18 protein-coding genes and 2 tRNA genes are annotated in these 24,538 nt (G+C 74.4%); 8 read left to right on the forward strand and 12 right to left on the reverse strand.

Features of this window, described 5'->3' with window-relative positions:
- Window positions 1-8 precede the first annotated feature (8 nt).
- From NR073_RS04005 to NR073_RS04025, 5 genes are all read right to left on the reverse strand, one after another.
- Window positions 9-1,259 (reverse strand): glucose-1-phosphate adenylyltransferase family protein, encoded by a 1,251-nt coding sequence (locus tag NR073_RS04005; RefSeq protein WP_060973944.1) that lies wholly within the window; start codon window positions 1,257-1,259, stop codon window positions 9-11.
- Between the two features lie 76 nt (window positions 1,260-1,335).
- Window positions 1,336-2,277, reverse strand: coding sequence for a DNA-formamidopyrimidine glycosylase family protein (locus NR073_RS11340; RefSeq protein WP_041102847.1), 942 nt, complete (start codon window positions 2,275-2,277; stop codon window positions 1,336-1,338).
- Window positions 2,278-2,291: 14 nt separating this feature from the next.
- Complete coding sequence (locus tag NR073_RS04015) at window positions 2,292-2,804, reverse strand: VOC family protein (protein WP_061867523.1); 513 nt, start codon at window positions 2,802-2,804, stop codon at window positions 2,292-2,294.
- A gap of 137 nt (window positions 2,805-2,941) precedes the next feature.
- On the reverse strand, window positions 2,942-7,996 hold the full coding sequence (locus tag NR073_RS04020; protein ID WP_256748641.1) for an ATP-dependent helicase: 5,055 nt from the start codon (window positions 7,994-7,996) through the stop codon (window positions 2,942-2,944).
- Complete coding sequence (locus NR073_RS04025) at window positions 7,993-8,451, reverse strand: 23S rRNA (pseudouridine(1915)-N(3))-methyltransferase RlmH (RefSeq protein ID WP_256748642.1); 459 nt, start codon at window positions 8,449-8,451, stop codon at window positions 7,993-7,995. Before NR073_RS04025 ends, NR073_RS04020 begins: the two co-directional genes overlap by 4 nt.
- Before the next feature lie 105 nt (window positions 8,452-8,556).
- Between NR073_RS04025 and NR073_RS04030 the strand changes: the two genes are divergently transcribed.
- Window positions 8,557-9,645 carry an alpha/beta hydrolase gene (locus tag NR073_RS04030; protein ID WP_256748643.1) on the forward strand — a complete coding sequence of 363 codons (1,089 nt, stop codon included), beginning with the start codon at window positions 8,557-8,559 and terminating at the stop codon, window positions 9,643-9,645.
- A gap of 66 nt (window positions 9,646-9,711) precedes the next feature.
- On the opposite strand, the gene NR073_RS04035 is transcribed toward NR073_RS04030, so the two are convergent.
- Together NR073_RS04035 and NR073_RS04040 are read right to left on the reverse strand one after the other, a co-directional pair.
- A tRNA-Ser gene (locus NR073_RS04035) sits at window positions 9,712-9,802 on the reverse strand.
- Between the two features lie 74 nt (window positions 9,803-9,876).
- Window positions 9,877-10,383 carry a nucleoside deaminase gene (locus tag NR073_RS04040; protein ID WP_206481588.1) on the reverse strand — a complete coding sequence of 169 codons (507 nt, stop codon included), beginning with the start codon at window positions 10,381-10,383 and terminating at the stop codon, window positions 9,877-9,879.
- An 83-nt stretch (window positions 10,384-10,466) separates the two neighbouring features.
- On the opposite strand from NR073_RS04040, the gene upp reads away from it, so the two are divergent.
- From upp to NR073_RS04055, 3 genes are all read left to right on the forward strand, one after another.
- On the forward strand, window positions 10,467-11,102 hold the full coding sequence (upp, locus tag NR073_RS04045) for a uracil phosphoribosyltransferase (RefSeq protein ID WP_010079486.1): 636 nt from the start codon (window positions 10,467-10,469) through the stop codon (window positions 11,100-11,102).
- 475 nt (window positions 11,103-11,577) lie between these two features.
- Window positions 11,578-12,366 (forward strand): winged helix-turn-helix domain-containing protein, encoded by a 789-nt coding sequence (locus NR073_RS04050; RefSeq protein ID WP_036341497.1) that lies wholly within the window; start codon window positions 11,578-11,580, stop codon window positions 12,364-12,366.
- Window positions 12,367-12,436: 70 nt separating this feature from the next.
- On the forward strand, window positions 12,437-12,961 hold the full coding sequence (locus tag NR073_RS04055) for a histidine phosphatase family protein (protein WP_002854135.1): 525 nt from the start codon (window positions 12,437-12,439) through the stop codon (window positions 12,959-12,961).
- An 89-nt stretch (window positions 12,962-13,050) separates the two neighbouring features.
- Here NR073_RS04055 and NR073_RS04060 read toward each other — a convergent pair.
- Window positions 13,051-13,124 (reverse strand) — tRNA-Arg (locus NR073_RS04060).
- A gap of 255 nt (window positions 13,125-13,379) precedes the next feature.
- Between NR073_RS04060 and NR073_RS04065 the strand changes: the two genes are divergently transcribed.
- Window positions 13,380-15,224, forward strand: coding sequence for a phosphoenolpyruvate carboxykinase (GTP) (locus NR073_RS04065; protein ID WP_256748644.1), 1,845 nt, complete (start codon window positions 13,380-13,382; stop codon window positions 15,222-15,224).
- Window positions 15,225-15,292: 68 nt separating this feature from the next.
- On the opposite strand, the gene NR073_RS04070 is transcribed toward NR073_RS04065, so the two are convergent.
- Together NR073_RS04070 and NR073_RS04075 are read right to left on the reverse strand one after the other, a co-directional pair.
- Window positions 15,293-16,477: a globin domain-containing protein gene (locus NR073_RS04070; protein WP_115261766.1), complete on the reverse strand. Its 1,185-nt coding sequence runs from the start codon at window positions 16,475-16,477 to the stop codon at window positions 15,293-15,295.
- Window positions 16,478-16,521: 44 nt separating this feature from the next.
- Window positions 16,522-16,995 (reverse strand): Rrf2 family transcriptional regulator, encoded by a 474-nt coding sequence (locus NR073_RS04075; RefSeq protein ID WP_115261765.1) that lies wholly within the window; start codon window positions 16,993-16,995, stop codon window positions 16,522-16,524.
- Window positions 16,996-17,066: 71 nt separating this feature from the next.
- On the opposite strand from NR073_RS04075, the gene NR073_RS04080 reads away from it, so the two are divergent.
- Complete coding sequence (locus NR073_RS04080) at window positions 17,067-19,271, forward strand: RecQ family ATP-dependent DNA helicase (RefSeq protein WP_256748645.1); 2,205 nt, start codon at window positions 17,067-17,069, stop codon at window positions 19,269-19,271.
- A gap of 10 nt (window positions 19,272-19,281) precedes the next feature.
- Here the strand turns inward: NR073_RS04080 and NR073_RS04085 are convergent, their stop codons facing one another.
- Window positions 19,282-20,757 carry a phosphomannomutase/phosphoglucomutase gene (locus tag NR073_RS04085; RefSeq protein WP_170748172.1) on the reverse strand — a complete coding sequence of 492 codons (1,476 nt, stop codon included), beginning with the start codon at window positions 20,755-20,757 and terminating at the stop codon, window positions 19,282-19,284.
- A gap of 141 nt (window positions 20,758-20,898) precedes the next feature.
- Between NR073_RS04085 and NR073_RS04090 the strand changes: the two genes are divergently transcribed.
- The gene (locus NR073_RS04090; protein WP_256748653.1) at window positions 20,899-22,050 is read left to right on the forward strand and encodes an MFS transporter; all 1,152 of its coding nucleotides are present in this window, start codon (window positions 20,899-20,901) and stop codon (window positions 22,048-22,050) included.
- A gap of 45 nt (window positions 22,051-22,095) precedes the next feature.
- On the opposite strand, the gene NR073_RS04095 is transcribed toward NR073_RS04090, so the two are convergent.
- Window positions 22,096-23,460 (reverse strand): hypothetical protein, encoded by a 1,365-nt coding sequence (locus tag NR073_RS04095; RefSeq protein ID WP_217564868.1) that lies wholly within the window; start codon window positions 23,458-23,460, stop codon window positions 22,096-22,098.
- A gap of 195 nt (window positions 23,461-23,655) precedes the next feature.
- On the opposite strand from NR073_RS04095, the gene NR073_RS04100 reads away from it, so the two are divergent.
- Entirely contained in the window at window positions 23,656-24,507 is an 852-nt protein-coding gene (locus NR073_RS04100) for a hypothetical protein (protein WP_036316053.1), read from the forward strand.
- Window positions 24,508-24,538: the final 31 nt, after the last annotated feature.

Below are 24,538 nucleotides of genomic sequence, written 5' to 3' on the forward strand. Positions count from 1 at the left end.
GGCGCCGCTCAGTCCGACCGGCCGGGCCGGCCGGAGCCGGTGGTCTCGTCCTCGGCCGGGCCGCGGTCCTGCGGGGTGAGCACCACGACCTCCTCGGCCGGCGCGGCGCGCCCCGTCACCTCGTGCGCCGGGACCGCCCCGCCGACGTCGACCACCACGGTGTCCAGCACCGCGCCCGCGGGGACCTCGCAGTCGCCGAGCAGGAGGCTGCCGCGCACCGTGGCGCCGGCCGCCACGACCACCCCGGGGCCGACCACGCTGTCCGAGACCTCGCCCTCGATCCGGCACCCCGGGCTGAGCAGCGAGCCGGAGACGCGGGCGTCCGGGGCCACCCACGCCGGCGGCGCCTGGTGGGGGTTGGTGATCAGCGGCCAGCCCTCGGCGGCGAGGTCCAGGCCGGTGCCGTCGAGGATCTCCCGGTGGGCGCGGACGTACGCGTCCAGGGTGCCGATGTCCCGCCAGTACCCGACGAGGCGGTGCTCCCGCACGCGTCCCCGCGCCACGAACGCCGGGATGATGCTCTCCCCGTAGTCGCCGAGGGAGGAGCCCACGGGGTCGCCGTCCTCATTGGTCTCGCCCTCGTCCTTGGTGGCCGCCTCGTCCTCGCCCGCCACGAGGTCGCCGACCACCTCGGAGAGCGCGGCGACGTCGAACACGAACACCTCGGTGGCCACGAGTGTGCCCGCCGGGTCCTCCGGCTTGTAGGCGTAGTCGGTCACGGCGCCGTCGTCGTCCACCTGCACGACGCCGAAGCGCGCGGGGTCCTCGTCCGTCTCGGCGGTGACCACGGTGAGCTCGGCGCCGGAGCGGGCGTGCTCGGCCAGCACGGGGCGCAGGTCCAGCTGGTACAGGTGGTCCGCGGAGAGCACCACGACGGTCTCGGCGCCGAACTGCTCCAGCAGCGGCAGCTGCTGGGCGATCGCGTGGCCGTTGCCGCGGGCGAAGCCCTCCTCGGCGCGGCCCTGCGCGGGAGGCAGGAGCCGCAGGCCGTGGCGGGTGCCGTCGAGATCCCACGGCCGGCCGCCGGCCAGGTGCTGGTTGAGCGTGAAGGGGCGGTACTGCTCCACGACCCACACGTCCCGCAGGCGCGAGTGGGCCAGGTTGGACAGGACGACGTCGATCAGCCGGTACTGGCCCGCCAGCGGCACCATCGGCTTGGCGCGGGCCGCGGTGAGCGGCATGAGGCGGCCGCCGGTGCCGCCGGCCAGCACGAGCGCGACGACGGCGCCCTCCGGGTCCTTGGGGAACGGGTCGGCCATGGCTCCTCCTCGGGTCGGGGCGGGTTCAGCGTAGGGAGCGGGGAGGACACGCGGCCACCGTTCGGGCGCGTCCGGGTCAGCGCTGGCAGTGCGGACACCACCACAGCCGCCGCGCGTCGTCCTCGGGGGAGCCGTAGTCCTCCTGGCGGACGGGGCCGCGGCAGCGCAGGCACGGGGTGCGGTCGTGCCCGTAGACCCAGTACGACGGCGTCCCCCCGCCACGCGCGCCGGGCGTCCGGCCGGGTGCCGTGTCGGGTGACGGACCGGCCGGGACCAGCACCTCGACCCCGAAGGGTCGCGCCGGGTTCGGACGCACGCCCGTGGTCCGGCGCCGGGCGCCCGCGGCGGGGGCGGCGGGCGGGACGTTGGCGCGCAGCAGGTCCCGGGCGAGCAGCACGAGTCCGGCGACGTCCTCGACCTCGCCGATCGGCCGGTGCGGGTCGATGCCGGCCAGCAGGAGGGTCTCGCAGCGGTAGATGTTGCCGATCCCGGAGACGAGCCGCTGGTCGAGCAGGGCCAGGCCGACCGGCCGCTCGGGCCGGGCCGTGAGCCGCCGCATGCCCTCGGCGAGCAGCGCGGCGCCGTCGTCGGGCGTGTCCCAGGCCGGGTCCAGCAGGTCGGGGCCGAGGTGGCCGAGGACGGCGGCCTCGTCGGCGGTGGGCACGAGGGTGAGCAGGCCCAGCTGGGCGCCGAGCACGCGGTGCTCCGCCGTCTCCAGCACCGCCCGCACCTGCCAGGCGGGGGCACCCCACCGCGCGTCGAGGGCGGAGACGAGCCAGCGCCCCTCCATCTTCAGGTGCGAGATCAGGGTGAGCGGCCGGGCCCCGGGGCGGGCCGCGGGCGGGGTCAGCCGCATCAGCAGGTACTTGGCGCGCGGCAGGACCTCGGCCACCGTCCAGCCGGTCAGGTCCGCGGTGGCGTGGCGGGGCACGCGCAGATCCGCGTGCGTCAGGGGCCGGCCCTCGAGCACGGGGCGGAGCCGATGCGCGACGCGGACGAGGGAGTCGCCTTCAGGCACGGGCCGTCACCGGCTCAGGCCGCGTTGAGCTGCCAGGTCACGCCGAAGCGGTCCCCGACCCACGCGAAGCGGCGGGAGAAGCCGTAGTCGTCGGGCGGCATGCAGTCACGGCCACCGCCGGCGAGGAGCGCGTCGTGGACCGCGTCCACCGCGGTGGCGTCCGGCAGCTCGACGAACAGGCTGATGGCCGGGGTGAATGTGAACCCGTGCGGGGTGAAGGAGTCGAAGAAGCGCAGCCGCTGGCCGGCGATCTCGAGCTCGCCGTGCAGGACCTTGCCCGCCCATTCGGCGCCGCGCGGGGAGGAGTCGTCGAAGAGGTCCCGGCGGACCTCGGTGACCGGCAGGTGCTCCACGAACGCGGTGAGGTAGGCGTCCATGGCCGCACCGGCGTCACCCTCGAACAGGAGGAACGGGGTGACGGAGGGGTCTGAGGGATGCGGCAGGGAGTCCTCGAGGGCCTCGGGGGCGGGGGACGTGCCCGTGGGGGCGGTGCCCACGTCCTCGGGCGGGGCGGCGTCGATGCTCATGGGCCGAACCTACCCCCGGGCCCCGCCTCCGCGACAGGGCCACCCCGGGCAACGCGGGTTGGGTTGTCGCGGGTGTTCGACGGCGGGACCCGTGACAACTCAACCCGCGTTGCGGACGGACAGACGGACACGAGTTCTCAGTTCCGGAACCGAATGCCCGATGGGCTCGAGTAGAACCCCGCGGCCAGCAGCGCCTCGGCCAGCGGCGTGCCGAGCACGGGCCCGCCGTTGACCTTCTCCAGGCTCAGCCGCTCGGTGCGGCCGGTGCGCAGCGCCCACACGAGCGCCTCCGCCGCGGCCCGCAGCTCGCCCGGCTCCTCCGTGAACGCGAGCAGCGTGCGCCCGCCGCGCTCCATGTAGAGGGCCAGCCGCCCCGCGATCAGCACGACGACGGCGCCCGCCTTCCGGCCCGGGCGGTGGCCCGTGGGCACGACGCCGTCCGGCCCGGCCGGCACGGACGGCCAGTCCAGCGCGGCGCCGTAGGGGTTCGCCGGATCCGTCGCGGCCAGGGCGAGGGCGAGCGGGGCGGCGTCGACGGCGGCGTCCTCCTCGTCCCGCTGGAACCCGCGCAGCCGATCCACCACCGCGCCGGTGGAGAACTGCGCGCCGCCCAGCCCGTCGACGAAGTGGCCGCGGCGCACCTGGCCCGCGTCCTCCATCCGGGTGAGCAGCCGGTACTGCCCCGCGAACCCGCCGGGGACCTCCTCGGCCACCACGGAGCCGCGCGTGATCACGCCGTACCGGTCCAGCAGCAGCTCGGCGGTCGCGTGGGCGCGGATCGTGGGGTCCTGCTCGGCGGCGGGCAGCAGGGACCAGCGGCCGGCCGAGCGGGCCTGCTCGGCGGCCGAGAGCCCGACGGTCCCCGCCGTGAGGCCGGCCGAGCCCCGGGCGCCGCCCTCGGGCGAGGTGAGCCCCGCGTACCGGCCACGCCCGCGCACCCCGGCCAACCGCCCGCCGAGCCCGCGCCCGGCCGCCGCCCCCGCGGCCCCGCCCGTCCGCGCGGTGCGGGCCCGCGGCGTCTGCCGGCCGGTGCGGTGCGCGGTCTTGCCGAGCGAGAGCAGGCCGCGGACGGGGGCGAACGTGTCGTTGCCGACCCGGCCGTCCCACACCAGGCCCCACAGCGCGGCCAGCACCGCGGGGCCGCGGGCCAGGTCGGCCGGGTCGCGGTGCGGGTCGGGCCCGCCCGCCCCGCCTGCGCCACCCGCGTCGCCGTCGCCGGCCGCCGCCTGCGCCGCCCGCACCCGCTCCACGAGCTGGGGGAAGAACCAGGCCCCGCCGCCGGCGAGCACCTCGAGCACGGCCGCGCGCAGGGCGGCGTCGGCCGGTGTCTCCTCCGCGGGCTCGGGCAGGCGCAGCGTGAGGTCCACGGCGTCGGCGGGGTGCAGGGCCACCCAGCCGTCGTTGCCGGTGGCCTCCCCGACGCCCGACCACACGTACTCGCCCGTGGCCAGCAGCTCGTCGAGCAGGGCGGGGGCGTAGTCCCGCACACGGGCGGGCAGCACGAGGGACTCCCACGCGCTCGCGGGCAGGGGCGTGCCGGCCAGCTGGTCCAGGACGGTGGCCACCCCGTCCACGCCCTCGAGCGTGGCCGGCGGCCGCCAGGCCCCGTCGCGCCCCGTCCGCGGCCGCAGGTGCTGCCAGTCGGCGAGGAACCGGGCGTAGGCGGCCTGGTCCACCGGCTCGACCTCGGCGCGCAGCGCGGCGAGGGAGCGCATGCGGATCCGCCGCAGCACCTCGGCGTCGCACCACTCGGCGTCCAGGCCGGCGGCCCCGGGGGTGCCCTCCGGCCGGAACGCGCCCGTGCTCACGCGGCGCTCGGTGGCCAGACGCTGCAGCACCGAGAGCACGACGGCGCCGCCCAGTCCCAGCGCGGCCCCCGCCTCGGCGGCGGTGAAGGGGCCGTGGGTGCGGGCGTAGCGGCCCACGAGGTCCCCGAGCGGGTCGTCGACCGGGTCGAGGAATGCGGTGGGCACTCCGTGCGGGATCGGCGTGCCGAGCGCGTCCCGCAGGCGGGCGGCGTCCTCGACGGCGGCGAACCGCTCGACCCCGTCCTGGCGCAGGCGGAACGCGCGGCCGGCGCGCTCGAGCTCCGCCAGCATCCCGGCGACGGCGGCCTCGTCCGCGGCCTCCTCCGTCTCCCCTCCGGCCCGTGTGCGCCGCGCGGCCTCGGCCACGGACAGCGGCCCCAGCAGGCGCAGCAGGTCCGCCACGCCCTCGGCCCCGCGGGCGCGCCGGTCGGGTGCGAGCCGCTGCAGCTGGGCCTCGACCTCCGCGATGACCCCGGCGTCGAGCAGCTCGCGCAGCTCCTCCGTGCCCAGCAGCTCGGACAGCAGCGCCGGGTCGAGGGAGAGCGCGGCGGCGCGGCGCTCGGCCAGCGGGGAGTCGCCCTCGTAGATGAACTGGGCGATGTAGCCGAACAGGATGGACTGGCTGAACGGCGAGGGCGCCGTCGTCGTGACCTCCACGAGCCGGACGGCCCGCGAGGACACCCGCCCCGCGAGCTCCTTGAGCGCAGGGAGGTCGTAGACGTCCTGGAGCACCTCGCGCACGGTCTCCAGGATCACGGGGAACCGCGGGTGCTTCCGCGCCACGTCCAGCAGCTGCGCGGACCGCTGCCGCTGCTGCCACAGGGGGGTCCGCCGCCCGGGGTCACGGCGCGGCAGCAGCAGGGACCGGGCCGCGTTCTCCCGGAACCGGGCGGCGAACAGCGCGGACCCGCCGACCTCCGCCGTGACGATCTCGTCCAGCTCCTCGGCCGTGAACTCGAACAGCTCCGCGCCCGGCGGCTCCGCGTCCATCAGGGGGATGCGCAGCACGATCCCGTCGTCGGCCGCCATCGCCGCGCCCGAGCCGGTCTCCAGCCCGTACCGCTGCGCCAGCCGCGCCCCCACCGCGAGCGCCCACGGGGCGTGCACCGCCATGCCGTAGGGGGAGTGCAGCACCACGCGCCAGTCGCCGAGCTCGTCCGTGAACCGCTCCACCACGAGCGTCTGCTCGGTGGGCAGCACCCCGGTGGCCTCGCGCTGGTCCTTCAGGTAGGCCAGCAGGTTGTCCTGCGCCCACGGGTCCAGGCCCGCGGCGGCCAGGCGGGTGCGGCCGGCCTCGGGGTCCGCGTCCAGCTCGCGGCGGAAGCGCCCGACGGCGTCGCCCAGCTCCGCCGGCCGGCCCGCGGCGTCGCCCCGCCAGAACGGGAGCTTGCCGGGCTGCCCGTACGCGGGCAGCACCAGGACGCGGTCCGCGGTGATGTCCACGATGCGCCAGCTCGTGGCGCCCAGCAGGATGACGTCCCCCACGCGGGACTCGTAGACCATCTCCTCGTCGAGCTCGCCGACCCGGCGTCCGCCGGAGCGGGCCGAGCCCGCGGACGCGGTGCCCGCCGACTCGGCCGTGTCCCCGGCCGCCGCGCCGCCGGGGGTGCCGTCCGCGCCGCCGTCGGAGGCCAGGAACACCCCGAACAGGCCGCGGTCCGGGATGGTGCCGCCCGAGGTGACCGCGAGGCGCTGGGCGCCGGGGCGGGCGGCGAGCGTGCCGTTCTCCCGGTCCCACAGGATGCGCGGGCGCAGCTCGGCGAACTCGTCCGAGGGGTAGCGGCCGGCCAGCAGGTCGAGCACGGACTCGTAGGCGGAGAACGGCAGCGTGGCGAACGGCGCGGACCGGCGCACGAGGTCGAACCACTCCTGTGCGTCCAGGTCCGCGACGGCGACGGCGGCCACGGTCTGCTGGGCGAGGATGTCCAGCGGGTTGGCGGGGATCCGCAGCGACTCGATGCGCCCGGCCGTCATGCGCTCGGCCACGACGGCGGTGTCCACGAGGTCGCCCCGGTGCTTGGGGAAGAACACGCCCCGGGAGACCTCGCCCACCTGGTGCCCGGCGCGGCCCACGCGCTGCAGGCCCGAGGCCACCGAGGGCGGCGACTCCACCTGGATCACCTGGTCCACCGCGCCCATGTCGATGCCCAGCTCGAGCGAGCTCGTGGCCACGACGCAGCGGATCTGGCCGGTCTTCAGCGCCTCCTCGACGATGGCGCGCTGCTCCTTGGACACGGAGCCGTGGTGGGCGCGGGCGAAGTCGGAGACGGTGCCCGATCCGGTGCCGGTCTGCCCGGCCACCTGGGCGGGGCCGTGGAAGCCGGTCGGGTCCGGTGTGCGGAAGCCGGGGACGGCGTCCGGGTGCTCGGCCGCGGCGGCCGCCTCGGCGCGGGCCTCCCAGATCTCGTTGAGCCGGCCGGTGAGGCGCTCGGCCAGGCGCCGGGAGTTGGCGAACACGAGCGTGGAACGCCGCTCGGCCACCAGGTCCACGATCCGCTCCTCGACGTGCGGCCAGATGGACCCGCCCGTCACCGCGCCTTCGTCGCCGAGCCCGCCCGTCGAGGAGCCGGGTCCCAGGTCGTGGGCTGCGGCGGGGGAGGAGAGGTCCGTCAGGTCCGGCACCGGCACCGTGACCGTCAGGTCCCAGCGCTTGGCCGAGGCGGGCCGCACCACCGTCACCGGCTGCGTGCCGCCGAGGAACCGGGCCACCTCGGCGGCCGGCTCGACCGTGGCGGACAGGCCGATCCGCTGCACCGGCGTGTCCAGCAGGGCGTCCAGGCGCTCGAGGGAGACGGCCAGGTGGGCGCCGCGCTTGGTCCCGGCCACGGCGTGCACCTCGTCCACGATCACCGTGCGGACCCCGGCCAGCGCCGCGCGGGCCTGCGAGGTGAGCATGAGGTACAGCGACTCGGGCGTGGTGATGAGGATGTCCGGCGGATCCTGCTGCAGGCGCCGTCGCTCGGCCGCCGGGGTGTCTCCGGAGCGCACACCCACCCGGACGCGCGGCACGGGCCTGCCCTGGTGTGCGGCGGTCTGTGTGATGCCCACCAGCGGGGCCCGCAGGTTCCGCTCCACGTCCACGCCGAGCGCCTTCAGCGGCGAGACGTAGAGGACGCGGGTGGCCGCCGTCCCCTCGGCGGCGGGCTCGCGCACGAACGAGTCGAGCGCCCAGAGGAAGGAGGAGAGGGTCTTGCCTGAGCCGGTCGGCGCGATCACCAGTGCGTGCCGCCCGGAGGAGATCGCGTCCCACGCGCCGAGCTGGGCCGGCGTCGGGGCCTCGAACGCGCCCGTGAACCAGGCGCGCGTGGGCTCGGTGAACCGGCCCAGGACGACGTCGGCCGCGGGCGTGGCCGTGCCCGCTGCGGTCTCCGCGGGCCCGCTCATGCGTGGTGGTACGGTCGGCCGGCGGAGATCTCCTGGGCTCGGTAGACCTGCTCCGCCAGGATCAGCCGCACGAGCTGGTGCGGAAAGACGAGCGGGGACAGGGACCAGACGCGGTCCGCGCGGGCGTGGACCCGGGCGTCCACCCCGTACGCGCCTCCGATCACCATCGTCACCGGGGCGCCGACGTCGAACCGGCTCTGCAGGTGCCGCGCCAGACCCGGCGAGTCGAACGCCGTCCCCCGCTCGTCCAGCAGGATCAGGTGCTCGTCCGCGCCGACCGCGCCCAGGATCCGGTCCGACTCCTCCGTGCGCGCCGCCTTCTCCTGCCGCGCGGAGTGCGGCAGCAGACGCCACGAGAGGTCGTAGGGCTTCTTGAGGCGCCGCTCGTAGCGGTCGATCCCGTCGACGACCCACGCCTCATGCTTCTTGCCGATGGCCAGCACCCGAACAGACATGGCCCCATGATCGCACCGGCCGCGGACACGGTACGGGGGTCGGCCCCCGCCGCTCGGTTACGCTCGCCGGGGCGGGGTGCCTGGCTCCGCACCGGAAGGGGGCCCATGACGTCGACCGCACGGTCCCCGCGGGTGTCCCGCCGCGCCGCGCTCGGCCTCGGGGTCGGCGCCCTCGCGGTGGGCGGGGTGGCCGTCGTCACCGACCTGGCCGGCGCGCCCGCCGGGCCGCTGGGCGCCAACGCGACGGCCCTGTACGGCATGCGCAGCTCCACCGGGCACACGTACGCGGCCCTGCCCGGGCGCGCCGGACGCATCGACGTGTACCGGCCGCCGGGCCAGGGCCCGTTCCCGGTCCTCGTGTGGAACGCGGGCTCCGGCTGGCGCAGCGATCGCGGCTACAGCGACGGTGTCGACGTCGCCCGCGGCCTGGTCCCGCACGGCTACGCCGTCGCCGCGTTCTCGGTGCGCAGCTCCAAGCAGGGCACGTTCCCCGCCCAGGTGGAGGACGCGACGGCGGCGGTCCGCTGGGTGCGGCGCAACGCCCCGGGCCTGCAGCTGGACGCGGGGCGGGTGGCCGTGGCCGGCTCGTCGTCGGGCGGTTGGAACGCCCTCATGGCCGGCCTCACGGGCGGACAGGACCTGGACCGCGAGCAGGTGCCGCTGCCCGGCCGGGAGGTGCCCGACGGCGGCCACGCGATCCCGGAGGAGGACCGCGTCCAGGCGATCGTGGACTTCTTCGGCCCCACGGACTTCCTGACGATGAACCGCCAGATGCTCCCGGGCGCGTGCGCGGACTACAACCGCGCGAACCGGCTGGAGCACTGCCACCTCGACGACCGCAGCACCAAGTCGGACATGCTGGGGGTGCCGGTCCTGGCCTCGGGCGGCCTGACCCGGCTGGCCTCCCCGATCGCGCACCTGCGCCCGGACTCGCCGCCCCTGCTGGTCGTCCACGGGCGCAAGGACGTCACGGTGCCGTGGGGGCAGAGCCTCGAGCTGTACCGGGCCGCCGAGGCCGCCGGACTGCGCACCGCGTTCTACTCGGTGGCCGAGGGTGGCCACGACCTGGGCATGATGACCGCGAAGACCCGCAGCGCGGAGGTGCTCCGCAGCGGTGTGCCGGCCAGCGCCGTGCACGCCACCATCTCGTGGTCCGCGGTGGCCTCGTTCCTGGACGCCGTCCTGCCGCGCTGAGGCGGCGGCCGGCCCTGCCCCGGCATGGCGAAAGCCCGGGAGCACGAGGCTCCCGGGCTTCACATCTGGCGGTGACGGTGGGATTTGAACCCACGGTACGGGGTTACCGTACACAGCATTTCGAGTGCTGCACCTTCGGCCGCTCGGACACGTCACCAGACCAGGACACCCTACCCGAGCCGTGGCGGCGCGCCCAAACCGGCCGCCCGCCGTCGTCGGGCACGGGCGCGTTCAGTCGCGCTGGGCGGCGAAGAACCCCCGCAGCAGCGCCGCGCTCTCCTCGGCGCGGACGCCGGCGCGGACCTGCACCTGGTGGTTGAAGCGGGGGTCGCGGACCACATCCAGCACCGAGCCGCACGCGCCCGCCTTCGGGTCCCACGCCCCGAACACGACGCGCGGGATGCGGGCCAGCAGCAGCGCACCGGCGCACATGGGGCAGGGCTCGAGGGTCACCACGAGGGTGCAGTCCGTCAGGCGCCAGCCGTCGCCCGCCCCGGCGGCGGCCCGCAGCTCCGCCCCGCGGCGCAGCGCGAGGACCTCGGCGTGGGCGGTGGGGTCGTGGTGCTGCTCGCGCTCGTTCCCGACGACGGCCAGGACGGCCCCGTCGCCGGCCACGAGGGCGGCTCCGATCGGCACGTCGCCGGCCGCTCCGGCCACGCGGGCGGCCCGGAGTGCCAGGCCCATCCACGCGTGCTCCTGCTCGGCCGTGGGCGCGGGGGAGGGGACGGGGGCGGACACGCGGCCAGCCTAGCGGCGGTGTCGGCGCCCCCGCGGGCGCGGGGACGGGCGCAGGGGCGCGCGTGGGCGGTACCGTGGGCGCCATGCGCGTCCACATCGTCGACCACCCGCTCGTGGCCCACAAGCTCAGCGTCCTGCGGGACAAGAAGACCCCGTCCATGATCTTCCGGCAGCTCACGGAGGAGCTCGTGATGCTGCTCGCCTACGAGGCGACGCGCGACGTGGCCATGGAGGAGGTGCGGATCGAGACCCCGGTGACCGAGACCACCGGCTTCCGGCTGGCCCGGCCGCGTCCGCTGGTCGTGCCGATCCTGCGCGCGGGGCTCGGGATGCTGGAGGGGATGACCAAGATGGCGCCGTCCGCCGAGGTCGGGTTCCTCGGCATGGCCCGCAATGAGGAGACGCTGGACATCGTCACCTACGCGGAGCGGCTGCCGGCCGACCTGTCCGGGCGTCACGTGTTCGTCCTGGACCCCATGCTGGCCACGGGAGGCACGCTGATCGAGGCCATCCGCTTCCTCTACCAGCGCGGCGCGGCGCGGGTCACGTGCCTCTGCCTGCTCGGAGCGCCCGAGGGCATCGAGCGGCTGGAGGCCTCGCTGGGCGACGTCGAGGTGGACCTGTACCTGGCCGCCGTCGACGAGCGCCTGGACGAGCGGTCCTACATCGTCCCCGGCCTCGGTGACGCCGGCGACCGGCTCTACGGCCTGGCGGAATGACCTGATCGGACCTCCGCGTCCGCCGCGAGACGACCACGGTTCCCGCCCCCACCGGGCGGGGACCGTGGTCGTCTCACGGGAGCGTCTCCGGCGGGGACGTCAAGCGGAGCCGCGAATGTGTCGTCCATTTAGTGGACGTCATGGCCCGCTGTGACCCGTCATTATGGCGTCATATGGAATGCCTGGAAGTCGCCTGCATAAATATTCCGCATACGCACTGGTCCTGCGGTGCACTCTCCCCTGTCGAACAATGAAAAGAGTCCCGCGGGTGAGCCGAGTGGCGGCGCGACGCTATTCCGGCCCGCGAATAGTGACGTTGAACACATTCAGGACTCTTCTTCTCAAATAGTGAGACAAAAGCGCGAACGTTACTTGCCAGTCCCCTCGGTGAAGTCACATTCTTGTCATGTGACGCCTCGTCCGCCGCATCGACCGAGCGGTGGAGGGGCCATGAGCCGAAAGAGGAGTGGTGGCCATGGGTCAGTCCGCCGGATACGTGCACATCTCCGTCCGCAACGCGCAGCGCCGGGCCGACGGCATGTCCCGCCGAGGCCAGGCCCGCGCAGGCCTGCGGCTGGCAGGTGGCACCGACGCCCCCGACTCCCAGACGGCACCGACGCCGGTCCTGGCGCCGAACGGCATCCCGGGTCCCCAGGCGGTGGCCCGGGAGAACGAGGCCCGCGGGTTCGTCATCTACGTGGGCATGGACGAGCTGGCCGCCTCGGCCGCCGGCACCTCCCTCACGCGGCTGGCCAACGAGCTGCGCCACTACGTGGAGTCCCTCGTCCCCGGGGCGGAGTCGCACGCCGCCGTCGCCCTGGCCCCCGCCGGGGCCGAGGGCCGCGACCTCGAGGTCGTGCGCCAGGTGCTCGGCGATCCGACCGTGCAGGGCGGTGCCAGTCCCGACCTGGCACAGGCGCCGGCCCCCGTGTCCACGCGCCAGCCCGGTGTGCTGATCGACCTGTCCCGGCGCGAGGTGCAGCTGGACGGCGAGTCGCTGAACCTCACCTTCAAGGAGTTCGAGCTCCTGAACTACCTCGTGGAGAACGGTGAGCGCACCGTCGGCCGCGAGGAGCTGCTCGACGCCCTGTGGCGCAACGCCGACGAGGTGCCCAACGAGCGCACCATCGACGTGCACATCCGCCGACTGCGCGCCAAGCTCGGCCGCCTCGCGAACACCGTGCGCACCGTGCGCGGCCAGGGCTACCGCTTCTACCGCCACCCCGAGGTGGTCGTGTGGGCGGCGCCGGAGTACTGCATCTGACCCGCGCCCGCCCGTGTCCGGCGACGGCCCCCGCTCACCCGAGCGGGGGCCGTCGCCGTAGCCTGGCCGCATGAGCACCGCCGACGCGAAGACCCTGATCGTCCTCCGGCACGCCAAGGCCGGCTGGCCCGACGCGGCCGACGACCATGCCCGCCCGCTCGCCGAGCGAGGCCACGCCCAGGCGCCCGCCGCCGGCGACTGGCTCCGCGAGCACGACCTCGTCCCGGACGCCGTCGTGTGCTCCGATGCGCTGCGCACCCGTCAGACGTGCGTGTGGGTGTGCGAGCGCCTGGGCGAGCTGGCACCCACGCCCTACCTGGACCCGCGGCTCTACGGCGCCGACGCGGCGCGGGCCCTGGCCGTCGTCAACGAGACGGAGGAGACCACGCGACGGCTGCTGGTGGTGGGCCACATGCCGTGGGTGCAGGAGCTGGGCATGCGGCTGATGAGCCTGGACTCGGACCAGGACGCGGCGCTGCGCATGAGCGAGCACTACCCGACGCTCGGGATGCAGGTGTTCCGGGTGGAGAAGCCGTGGGCCGAGCTCGACGGCCGCGACGCCGCCCTGACGCACTTCGTGGTTCCGGGGCGCTGACCTCCGCGGCGGCGCGCGTGGGGGTAGGGCAGAGGCGCGCGTCGACATGACGAAGGCCCCGCTCCAGCAGGAGCGGGGCCTTCCGATCGTGCGCCCAAAGGGATTCGAACCCCTGACCTTCTGTTCCGTAGACAGACGCTCTATCCAGCTGAGCTATGGGCGCATCATCCGATCCGCCGGAGCGGCTCGAACTCGTAGAACTCTACAGGGCCTCTCCGGCGAAGTGCAAATCGACGGTCTGCGGCGGTCTGTGGCGGGGGCGCGGCGGGGACGCGGCGGGGACGCGGCCATGATAGCCGAGCTCGGGTACCATGGCAGGACCGTGCGGCCACAACGATGTGGTGCGCGCTTCGGCGGTGCACGTATCGGAGTGGACGGGACGGAACGGCCCCGGACCCCAATGGGAGGACTCTCCACCATGGCTGACAACGCCACCACCTCGTTCGCGGATCGCGCCCTGGCGGACGCGCCCACGGACTACGCCCAGCTGCGCGAGTGGGTTGCTCAGATCGCAGAGCTGACGCAGCCGGACTCCGTGCAGTGGGTCGACGGCTCCGAGGAGGAGCGCGACCGCCTCGCGGACGAGCTTGTGGCGGCGGGCACCCTGACCCGCCTGGCCGAGGACAAGTTCCCCCACTCCTTCGCCGCGTTCTCCGATCCCGCCGACGTCGCCCGCGTGGAGGACCGCACCTTCATCTGCTCCGAGAAGGAGGAGGACGCCGGCTTCACCAACAACTGGATGGACCCGGCGAAGATGCACGGCATCCTTGACGACGCGTTCTCCGGCGCCATGCGCGGCCGCACCATGTACGTGATCCCGTTCGTGATGGGCCACCTCGACGCCGAGGACCCGAAGTACGGCGTGGAGATCACCGACTCCGCCTACGTGGTCCTGTCGATGCGCATCATGGCCCGCATCGGCCAGGACGTGCTGGACAAGATGTCCCGCGAGCAGGCCTTCTACGTGCCGGCCGTGCACTCCGTGGGCGCCCCGCTGGAGCCGGGCGAACAGGACGTGCCGTGGCCGTGCAACGAGACCAAGTGGATCGTGCACTTCCCCGAGGAGCGCTCCATCTGGTCCTTCGGCTCCGGCTACGGCGGCAACGCCCTGCTCGGCAAGAAGTGCTACGCGCTGCGCATCGCCTCCGTGATGGCCCGGGACGAGGCCTGGCTCGCCGAGCACATGCTGATCCTCAAGCTGACCAACCCCGAGGGCCGGTCCTACCACATCACCGGCGCCTTCCCGTCGGCCTGCGGCAAGACCAACCTCGCCCTCATCGACCCCACCATCGAGGGCTGGAAGGCCGAGACCCTGGGCGACGACATCACCTGGATCCGCGCCGGCAAGGACGGCGAGTTCCGCGTGATCAACCCGGAGACCGGCTACTTCGGCGTCGCCCCCGGCACCGGCTGGTCCACCAACCCGAACGCCATGCGCGCGATCTCCAAGGGCAACTCCATCTTCACCAACGTCGCCCTCACCGACGACGGCGGCGTGTGGTGGGAGGGCATGACGGACGAGGTCCCCGAGCACCTCACCGACTGGCGCGGCAACGACTGGACGCCCGAGTCCGGCCGCCCGGCCGCCCACCCCAACTCCCGGTTCTGCACGCCCATCGAGCAGACGGACATGCTGGCCGACGAGTACCGCGACCCGCGGGGCGTGAAGCTGGACGCCATCCTGTTCGGCGGCCGCCGCAAGACCACCGTGCCGCTGGTGACCGAGGCCTTCGACTGGGAGGACGGCATCCTCAAGGGCGCCACCCTCTCCTCGGAGACCACCGCGGCCGCCGCCGGCGCCGTGGGCGTCGTGCGCCGCGACCCGATGGCCATGCTGCCGTTCCTCGGCTACGACGCCGGCGACTACCTGGCCCACTGGGTCAGGGAGTCCGGCAAGGCCGACCCGGAGAAGCTGCCGCGCATCTACCTGGTCAACTGGTTCCGCCGCAACCGTGACGGCGGCTTCGCCTGGCCCGGCTTCGGCGAGAACTCCCGCGTCCTGAAGTGGGTCGTGGAGCGCCTCGAGGGCAAGGCCGACGCCGTGGAGACCCCGATCGGCTTCACCCCCACCCCCGAGTCCCTCGACCTGACCGGCCTGGACGTGTCCGACGCGGACCTCGAGGACGCCCTCAAGGTGGACCGTGAGGAGTGGGCCGAGGAGAACGAGCTCATCGAGCAGTGGCTCGGCCGGTTCGGCGAGTCGCTGCCCGCCGTCGTGCGCGAGCGTTTCGAGGCGCAGAAGCGGCGGTTCGCCCAGGCCTGAGCCTCGCCGCACGCGGAACGGCCCGCACCCCGTGAGGGGTGCGGGCCGTTCCGCGTTCCAGGGCCGGATCAGGCGGCGAGCCAGAGGTCCGGGCCGAAGATCTCGTAGCGGATGGACGTCGCGGGCACGCCGGCGTCGATCAGCTTCGAGCGGGTGGACTGCATGAACGCGAGCGGGCCGCAGAGGATGACCTCGGCGCCGGAGGGGAGCTCGATCTCGGAGGGGTCCATGCGGCCCTCGTGGACGGTGATGCCCTCGGGCGCCTGCTCCGGGGCCACGCCGAGCCACAGGTGGGCCTGGGCGTTCGGCAGCGCGGAGAGCGACTCCGTGAGCTGCCCGAGCAGGGCCACGGACTCCAGGGAGGCATCGGCGTGCAGGACGACGACCTCACGGTCGGACCCCTGTTCGGCCAGCGAGCTCAGGATGGAGGCGGCCGGCGTGATGCCGATGCCCGCGGTGGCGAGCATGAGGGGCGCCGAGTCGTCCTTCGGGGTGATCTCGCCGTAGGGGTTGGACAGCTCGACGACGTCCCCGACCTCCACCGCGTTGATGAGCGTGGGGGAGACCTCGCCGGCCTCGTCCAGCTTCACAGTGATCACGCGCTCGGTGGTGGAGGCGGCGTGGTCCGAGAGCGAGTACTGCCGGGCCTGGCGCAGGCCGTCGGCCACCTTGACGCGCACCGAGACGAAGCCGCCGGCCTCGCCGGGGGTCTGCGGGGTGTCGTCGGCCGGCTCGAAGCGGAAGGTCACGGCGGCGTTGCCGGTGGGCTCCTTGGAGACGACCTTCCAGTCGAGCCACATCTTGTCGTTGGCCTGCTTGGCGTAGAGGCCCTTCTCGAGCTTGATCAGGGCGTCGGCCATGAGCCAGTACACCTCGGTCCAGGCCTCGGCGACCTCGGGGGTGACGGCGTCGCCGAGGACGTCGGCGATGGCCCAGAAGAGGTTCTCGTAGACGATCTGGTACTGGTCCTCGGTGATGCCGAGGGCGGTGTGCTTGTGCGCGATCCGCGCGAGCACGGCCTCGGGCAGGGTGCCTGGGTTCTCGAGCAGGTGCACCGCGAAGCGCACGATCGAGCCGGCCAGGGCCTGGGCCTGCTCGCCGTTGCGCTGGTTGGCGCGGGAGAACAGCCCGTCCAGCAGCTCCGGATGGGCCTCGAACATGTGGGCGTAGAACTTCGGCGTGATCTCCGGCATGTGCTCGGCGACGGCGGCGGCGGTGGCCTCGATGACGGGGCGGGACTTCTCGGACAGCATGGGGGTCTCCTCGGGAGCCTTATATGTGCATTGCCGATGCAAGATTACACCGTGGCCGCGTGGGATCCCATCGCGGGCAGGCCCAGGGAGACCGGCCCCGTGGCGCCCGCTCGGCCCGGACGCACGAGGTCACGGACCGTCAGGAGGTCGAGCTCGGCCATGAACGCCTCCCGGGCGCGCGCGAGGGCCTCCCGCAGTCGGCAGTCCGCCGCGAACGGGCACGGGACGCCCGTCTCGTGGCCGGCGCAGTCGAGGACCTCTGCGCGGGGGCTCAGGTCGCGCACGAGCTCTCCGACGCGCTGGTCCAGCCCCGCCTCCGTGATCCGGGCGCCGCCCAGCCGGCCGCGGGCCACCTGGATGGTCCCGCGGCGGCGCAGCTCGGCCACGGCCTTGATGACGTGGTTGTACGGCACGTGGATCTCGTCCGCGATCTGCTGGCTGGTGAGCCGTTCGCCCTCGGCGGCCGCGAGCGTCATCAGCACCCGCAGGCAGACGTCGGTGTAGGCGCTCAGCTTCATCCCCCCATCATCCCACCGGTGCACGGCCCCGCCGCGCCTGCGGTGTCCGGGCCGGTTGGCATACTGACGCCATGGACGCCATGGACGCCACCTCGCACCCCGACGCCGGCCCCCGCCTCCCCGAGACCTCCGCGCCGGGGGGCGACGCCGCGCTGCACGAGGAGGCCCTGGCCGTCCTGCGTCGGCTCGTGGACCGGCCGGACGCGCGATTCAAGGACGGGCAGTTCGAGGCGATCGAGGCGCTCGTGGCCCACCGCCGCCGCGCCCTGGTGGTGCAGCGCACCGGCTGGGGCAAGTCCGCCGTGTACTTCGTGGCCTCCCTGCTGCTGCGCGCCCGCGGCGCAGGGCCCACCCTGATCGTCTCCCCGCTGCTCGCGCTCATGCGGGACCAGGTCGCGGCCGCGGCCCGGGCGGGCGTGCGCGCGGTGTCCGTGAGCTCGGCGAACGCCACGGAGTGGGACGAGGTCCGCGCTCGGCTCGCGGCGGACGAGGTGGACGTGCTGCTGATCTCGCCCGAGCGCCTCACGAACCCCCGGTTCCGGGACGAGCAGCTGCCGGACCTCGTGGCGCGCATGGGCCTGCTCGTGGTGGACGAGGCCCACTGCATCTCCGACTGGGGCCACGACTTCCGGCCGGACTACCGCCGCATCCGGGACCTGATCGGGCTGCTTCCCGCCGAGGGGCCGCGCGCGGTGCCCGTGCTGGCCACCACCGCCACGGCCAACGCCCGTGTGGTGGCGGACGTGGTGGAGCAGCTCGGCGTCGCCTCCGAGCAGGACGTGTTCGTGCTCCGCGGCCCCCTGGCCCGCGCCTCGCTGCGCCTGGGCGTGCTGCGCATGCCCAGCCCGGCCGCGCGCCTGGCCTGGCTCCTCGACCACCTCGAGGACCTGCCGGGCTCCGGGATCGTCTACGCCCTCACCGTCTCCGCCGCCGAGGACACGGCGCGCGCCCTGCGCGAGGCGGGGCACGAGGTGGTCGCCTACACGGGCCGCACAGACCCGGAGCGTCGCGCCGAGATCGAGGAGGACCTCAAGGCCAACCGGGTGAAGGCCGTCGTGGCCACCTCGGCGCTCGGCATGGGCTTCGACAAGCCGGATCTGACGTTCGTGGTGCACCTCGGTGCGCCGGGCTCGCCCGTGGCGTACTACCAGCAGGTCGGCCGCGCCGGCCGTGGGACGGACCACGCGGACGTGCTCCTGCTGCCCGGGCCCGAGGACCGTCGCATCTGGGAGTACTTCGCCACCGCCTCCATGCCGGACGAGGAGCAGGCGCGCGCCGTGCTGGGGGCGCTCGCGGACCACGGCGGGGCCCTCTCCGTGGCGGCGCTCGAGCCGGACGTGCGGATCAAGCGCACCTCCCTGGAGCTGCTGCTCAAGGTCCTCGCCGTGGACGGGGCGGTCGAGCGGGTGGGCGGCGGCTGGCGCGCCACCGGGCGGGAGTGGACGTACGACGCCGAGCGGTACGCCCGCGTGGCCGAGGCCCGCCGGGCCGAGGAGCGGCTCATGCTCGACTACCAGACCACGGACCGGTGCCGCATGGAGTTCCTGGCCCGCACCCTGGACGACCCCACCGCCGCGCCGTGCGGCCGCTGCGACGTCTGCGCCGGCCCCTGGTACCCCACGGGATCGGACGGGGCGGCGCGTGAGCGCGCGGAGGCCGCCCTGCGCCGCACCGGTGTGCCGATCGAGCCCCGTCGCATGTGGCCCTCGGGCATGGACCGGCTGGGCGTGCCCGTCAAGGGGCGCATCGCGCCCGAGTCGCAGGCCGAGGAGGGTCGCGCGCTCGCCCGCCTGACGGACCTCGGGTGGGGCACCGTCCTGCGGGACCTGCTGGACCGGGAGGACGCCCCGGTGCCGGAGGAGGTCCTGCGGGGCGCCGTCGACGTCCTGGCCGGCTGGGGGTGGCGGACGCGGCCGATCGCCGTCGTCGCGATGCCCTCACGCACGCGCCCGCAGCTGGTGGGGTCGTTCGCCGAGGGGATCGCCCGGATCGGCCGGCTGCCGTTCCTCGGCTCGCTCGAGCACGCGCGCGGCGGCCCCACGGCCGGGCCGGGCGGCAACAGCGCCTACCGGCTCGGGTCCGTGTACGGCCGGTTCGCCGTCCCCGAGGCGATGGCGCAGATGCTGCGCACCGCCCCGGACGCCGGCCGCCACGGCCCCGTGCTGCTGGTCGACGACCTCGTCGACTCGCGGTGGTCGCTCGCCGAGGCCGCGCGGGTGCTGCGCGAGGCCGGCGCCCAGGGGGTGCTGCCGCTCGTCCTCGCCCAGGCCGGATGAGCCGCCGAGGTCAGCGCTCCGCGCGGACGATCGCCAGCACGGCGTCGCGGAGCGCCTCCATGGTGGCGGCCGTGCGGGCCTCGCCGTTGTAGCGCAGGAACGGCTCCGTGTTGGACGGGCGGAGGTTGAACCACCACGTGCCGTCCTGGGCGGCGACCGTGGTGCCGTCCATGCGGGTCACCGTGGTGGCCACCCCGGCGAAGTCCTCGTGTACGGCCCGGCCCTCGCCGACGCCCTCGCCCACGGCGGGGGCGAACTGCGCCACCACCGCGGCCACGGCGGCGTCCTTGTCCGCGACCTGCGAGTTGATCTCTCCGGAGGCCACGTACGGCTCGTACTCCTCGGCCAGCTCGGACAGCGGCTGCTCCTGGCCGCCCAGGGCCGCCAGCACGTGCATGGCCGCGAGCATGCCGGTGTCCGCGTTGAAGAAGTCGCGGAAGTAGTAGTGCGCGGAGTGCTCACCCCCGAAGACGGCGGACTCGGCGGCCATGACCGCCTTGATGAAGGAGTGGCCCACGCGGGTCTCCACGGCCCGGCCCCCGTCGGCCGCCACGAGCTCGGGGACGGCGCGGGAGGTGATCAGGTTGTGGATGACCACGGGGGTCTGCTCGCCGTCGGCCTTCGCGCGGGCGATCTCGCGGCGGGCCACCAGGGCGGTGACCGCGGAGGGGGAGACCGGGGCGCCCTGCTCGTCGATCACGAAGCAGCGGTCGGCGTCGCCGTCGAAGGCCAGGCCGATGTCCGCGCCGTGCTCCACGACGGCGGCCTGCAGGTCCCGCAGGTTCTCCGGCTCCAGAGGATTGGCCGGGTGGTTCGGGAAGGTGCCGTCCAGTTCGAAGTAGAGCGGCTCGATCTCCAGCGGCAGGGCGGCCAGCTCGGCGTCGCCGAGGACGGCCGGGGTGGTCTTGCCCGCCATGCCGTTGCCCGCGTCCACCACGACCTTCAGGCGGCGCACCCCCGTCAGGTCCACGAGCGAGCGCAGGTACGCGGCGTAGCCGGGGAGGATGTCCTCCTCCGTCACGGTGCCGGTGGTCTCGGCCGCGGGGATCTCACCGGCGTCGAGGTACGCCTGGGCCGCGTCGCGGATCTCGAACAGCCCGGTGTCCGAGGAGACCGGCACGGCGCCGGCCTGGGCCATCTTCATGCCGTTGTACTCGGCCGGGTTGTGCGAGGCGGTGAACACCACGCCCGCGGCCTGCTTCACGCCCGCCGCGTAGTAGAGCATGTCCGTGGAGATCAGCCCCAGGGTGACGACGTCGGCGCCGCGGCGCGTGGCGCCCTCGGCGAAGGCCGTCATGAACGCGGGCGAGGAGGGGCGCATGTCCCCGCCGACCAGCACGGTCTGACCGGCCAGGCCCAGCACGTCCACGAAGGCCGCGCCCACCGCGCGGACGCTCTCCGCCGTGATGGACTCGCCCACGATGCCGCGGACGTCGTACGCCTTGAAGGAGTCGTGCAGGTCGAGGGAGGGGGTCGAGGTAGTCACCCGACCGATCGTAGTGGACAGCCTGGATACAGTGAGGGCGTGCCCCCGACCACTCCGCCCCCGAGCGCGGGGCCCCCGGCCGTCCCGCCGTCGGGACCCGCGCCGGCCGCTCCCGGGGAGCCCGCGTACCGCAGGCTGCTGATCGGGCTGTTCCTGGCGGGGGTGGCCACGTTCGCCCAGCTCTACTCCCCGCAGGGCCTGCTGCCGCTGGTCAGCGACGACCTGGGCGTCCCCGCGGACCGTGCCGCCCTGCTCGTCTCCGCCAGCACACTCGGCCTCGCCCTGTCGGTGGTGCCGTGGTCCGTGGCCGGGGACCGGTGGGGCCGCCGACGCGCCATGGTGGTCTCGATGGTCTCCGCCAGTGCGTGCGCGCTCACGGGCGTCCTCGCACCCACGTTCGAGGCCATGCTGGGCCTGCGCCTGCTCGAGGGCATGGCGCACGGGGGTGTCGCGGGACTCGCCGTGGCGCTGCTGGCGGAGGAGGTGGTCCCGCACGCGGTCGCGGCGGCCGCCGGCACCTACATCGCCGGCACCACCCTCGGCGGGCTCTCCGGCCGGCTCCTCGCCCTGCCCGTCGCGGAGGCGTCCTCGTGGCGCGGCGGGATGCTGGCCGTCACCGTGGTCGGGGTGCTGTGCACGGTCGGCTTCCTGGCGATCACGCCGCGTGCCCGACGTTTCACGCCGTCGCCCACCTCCCCGGCGACGCTCGTGCGCATCGTGCGCGGTCACCTGCGCTCGCCGGAGCTCGTCGCCGTCTACCTGCAGGGGGCGCTGCTGATGGGCGGGTTCGTGGCGCTGTACAACTTCGTGGGGTACCGCCTGCTCGACCCGCCGTTCTCCTGGACGCCGACGGCGGCCGGCCTCGTCTTCCTCGCCTATCTCGCGGGCACGTGGTCGTCGCCGCGCGCGGGTCGGCTGGCCGCGCGGGTGGGCCGGCTGCCCGTCCTGGCCGGCGCGACGGCGGCCATGGCGGCGGGCGTCGCCCTCACGTCGGTCCCGCATCCGGCGGTGCTGGTGCCCGCCCTCGTGCTCGTGACGGGCGCGTTCTTCGCCGCCCACGCCGTGGCCTCCGCGTGGTCTGGGACGGCCGCCCCCACGGGCCGCGCCCAGTCGACCTCCCTGTACAACTTCGCGTACTACGCCGGCTCGAGCCTCTTCGGCTGGCTGGGCGGCGTGTTCCACGAATCCCATGGGTGGCCGGGGACGGTGCTGATGGTCCTGGCCCTGGTGCTGACCGCCCTGGCGAGCGCCGTCGTCGTGCTGCGCGGGCGCGGGACGGCCCCGGCGCGCTGAGCCGGGGCCGTCGTGGGGGCGGGTGTCAGCGGGCCGACCCGCGGGTCACCAGCCGAGGGCCTCGGCATCCGTGCCGGTGGCGGACCGGGCCTGGTCGCGCCAGGCGGCGAGGACCTCCGGGTCCTGCAGCTCGAGCCACGCGATCATCTGCTGGTAGGTCACGCAGTAGGTGTCCTCCTCGACGCAGACCTCGCGCATGACCTTCTCCACAGCCGGGTTGAACGCGTTGAGACCCCAGTCGTTGAAGTGGTTGCCGAAGACCAGCGGGGCGCGGTTGCCCGCGAACGCCGAGTCGTACATGTAGCGGTAGGTGCGGTACTGGAAGTCGGTGAGTCGGGCGACGTCCTCCGGGATGTCCTTGCCGCCGTTGCCGGAGATCCAGAAGTTGTAGTCCATCGCCATCACGAACGGGCTGGCCGCGTCCTTCTCGGCGAGCACGGGGGACCAGGTCATCGGCATCTCGAACTCCCAGATCCCGTCCTCCTGGTAGGGCCAGGCGACGCCGGAGGCGGCCGCGGCACGCGACGTGTCGTACTCGAGTCCGTTGTCCTTCCACATCGGGACGAGCTGGTCCCACTCCCCGTCGAGGCAGGGCAGACGTCCGCCCTTGACGTCGTCGGGGGTGACCTCCAGCGCCGGCAGGGAGCTGCCCGGGTTGTAGGCGCCGGGGTCGGAGAGGATGTCCGTGAACGAGCCGTACTCCTGCTTCCATTCGGCCGTGGACCAGTGGTCTGCGCCGTACCTCGTGGGCGCGCACAGGTGACCCGCGTAGTGGGTGCCGATCTCGTGGCCGGCGGCGTGGGCCGTGTTGATGTTCTCGATGCGCTGCGCCACCTCGGCCTCGTCGCCGCCGAACTCCGTGCCCACGTAGCCGGGCTCGTTGCCGGGCGCCGTGTAGTTCTCCCGGTTGGCGGTCTCGATGAGGTTGATCGCGGACTGGAACACCGTGAACTTCGCGTCGGAGTCCGCCGCCGCGTCCAGGAAGGTCTTCCAGCGAGCATCCTGACGGCCGCCGTCGAAGGAGAAGAGGACGAACTGCGGCGGGCGCTCCTCCGCCGTGAAGGCCCGCATCGGCACGCCCTCGTGGGAGCGGGCGGCCAGGGCGAGCGCGGGGTCCGCGGGGTCTGCGGCGGCCGACGGCGAGCCCCCACCGGACGACGCCGCAGCCGGCGAGGAGGCCGCATCCGAGGACCGTCCCTGTGACGACGAGGCCTCGGATCCGTCCGCAGATGCGGGCGACGAGACGGCCGCGTCCGTGGCGCCGGAGGACCCGGCCGCCGTCCCCTCGTCCCCCTGCGGGGCGGCACAGCCGGCCAGCACGAGGGCCAGGGCCACCGACGTCCCCCACCAGCGGCGTCGCCGGGGCGAGGGGGTGTCGACGGTGCGGGCGGACCGGCGGGGGAAGGACATGCGGTCTCCTGGCTCGGTCGAGTGGCGGGCGGAGTGTCTCCTCCATGGCCGCCGTGACCAGACACGGAGGACTCCACGTTCCACCGTAGGGGAGGCCCTCGGTGACTCTGGAGCCCCGGCAGAACTGTGACCAGGTTGTGATGTGGCGCCGCGGCTGCCGACATGGCCCTCGCGGGCCACATCTAGACTGGAGGCATGGAATATCTCGTCCCTGTCCTCGCGGTGGTCGTCATCGGCGCCCTCGCGTTCGCCGCCGCCCGGTGGATGTCGGCCGGTCGAGCGCGTCAGGCGGCGGACCAGCGCACGCCGTCCGGTCGCGGGCTGGACATCGGACCGGAGCGGGCGCGTCTGGCAGCGGGGCTGCTGGACGAGGACGCCCATCGGCGCGTGTACGGGCACATCGCCCAGAGCCGCGTGATGGAGGCCGTGCGCGACTACCGCGCCCACACGGGACGCGGCCTGAAGGACGCCGTCATGGACGTGCAGTCCCTCGCCGTGCATCCGCAGGTCTACTCCGAGCCGGTGCAGGAACCGGACGCCACGTCCGCCGGAGTCGCGGGGCCCGTTCCCGGCGGCCATGGGGAGCCCCATCGGGACGACGCGGCCCCGGCCGACACCCCCGGGCCGAAGCGGCCCGGACAGGATTCGAGCGGGCGGGGGGAGCCGGACGCCCAGACGCCCGATCGCGAGACCTCTGACGCCGTGGCCGAGGACGACGCCCGGCAGGACAGCGACCACGCCTCGGCCGCGCCGCGTCCGACGGCGCCGTCCGCCGACGAGTTGACGACCCTGACCGTCCCGGCCGAGTGGACCGCCGCCCCCGCTGAGGAGGAGCTCCCCTTCGAGGTCGAGGTGATGCGGGGGACGGAGTCCGTCCGGCTCTCCTCGCGGGACCTGCCGCCGTGGCTGCGCGACCAGCTCGCCGCCATGGTGCGGGACGGCAACCTCGAGTCCGCCGCCGTCCAGCTGTCCAGCCACTCGGAGCTCTCCGTGCCGGAGGCGTACGAGCTGCTGCGCCGCATGCGCGAGCGTCGCGGGGAGGGCTAGTTGTTGCGGGTCATGAGGTTCTTGGCACGAG

Source organism: Micrococcus sp. Mcc28 (assembly GCF_024519775.1).
In the GTDB taxonomy this organism is placed as follows: Bacteria; Actinomycetota; Actinomycetes; order Actinomycetales; family Micrococcaceae; genus Micrococcus; species Micrococcus luteus.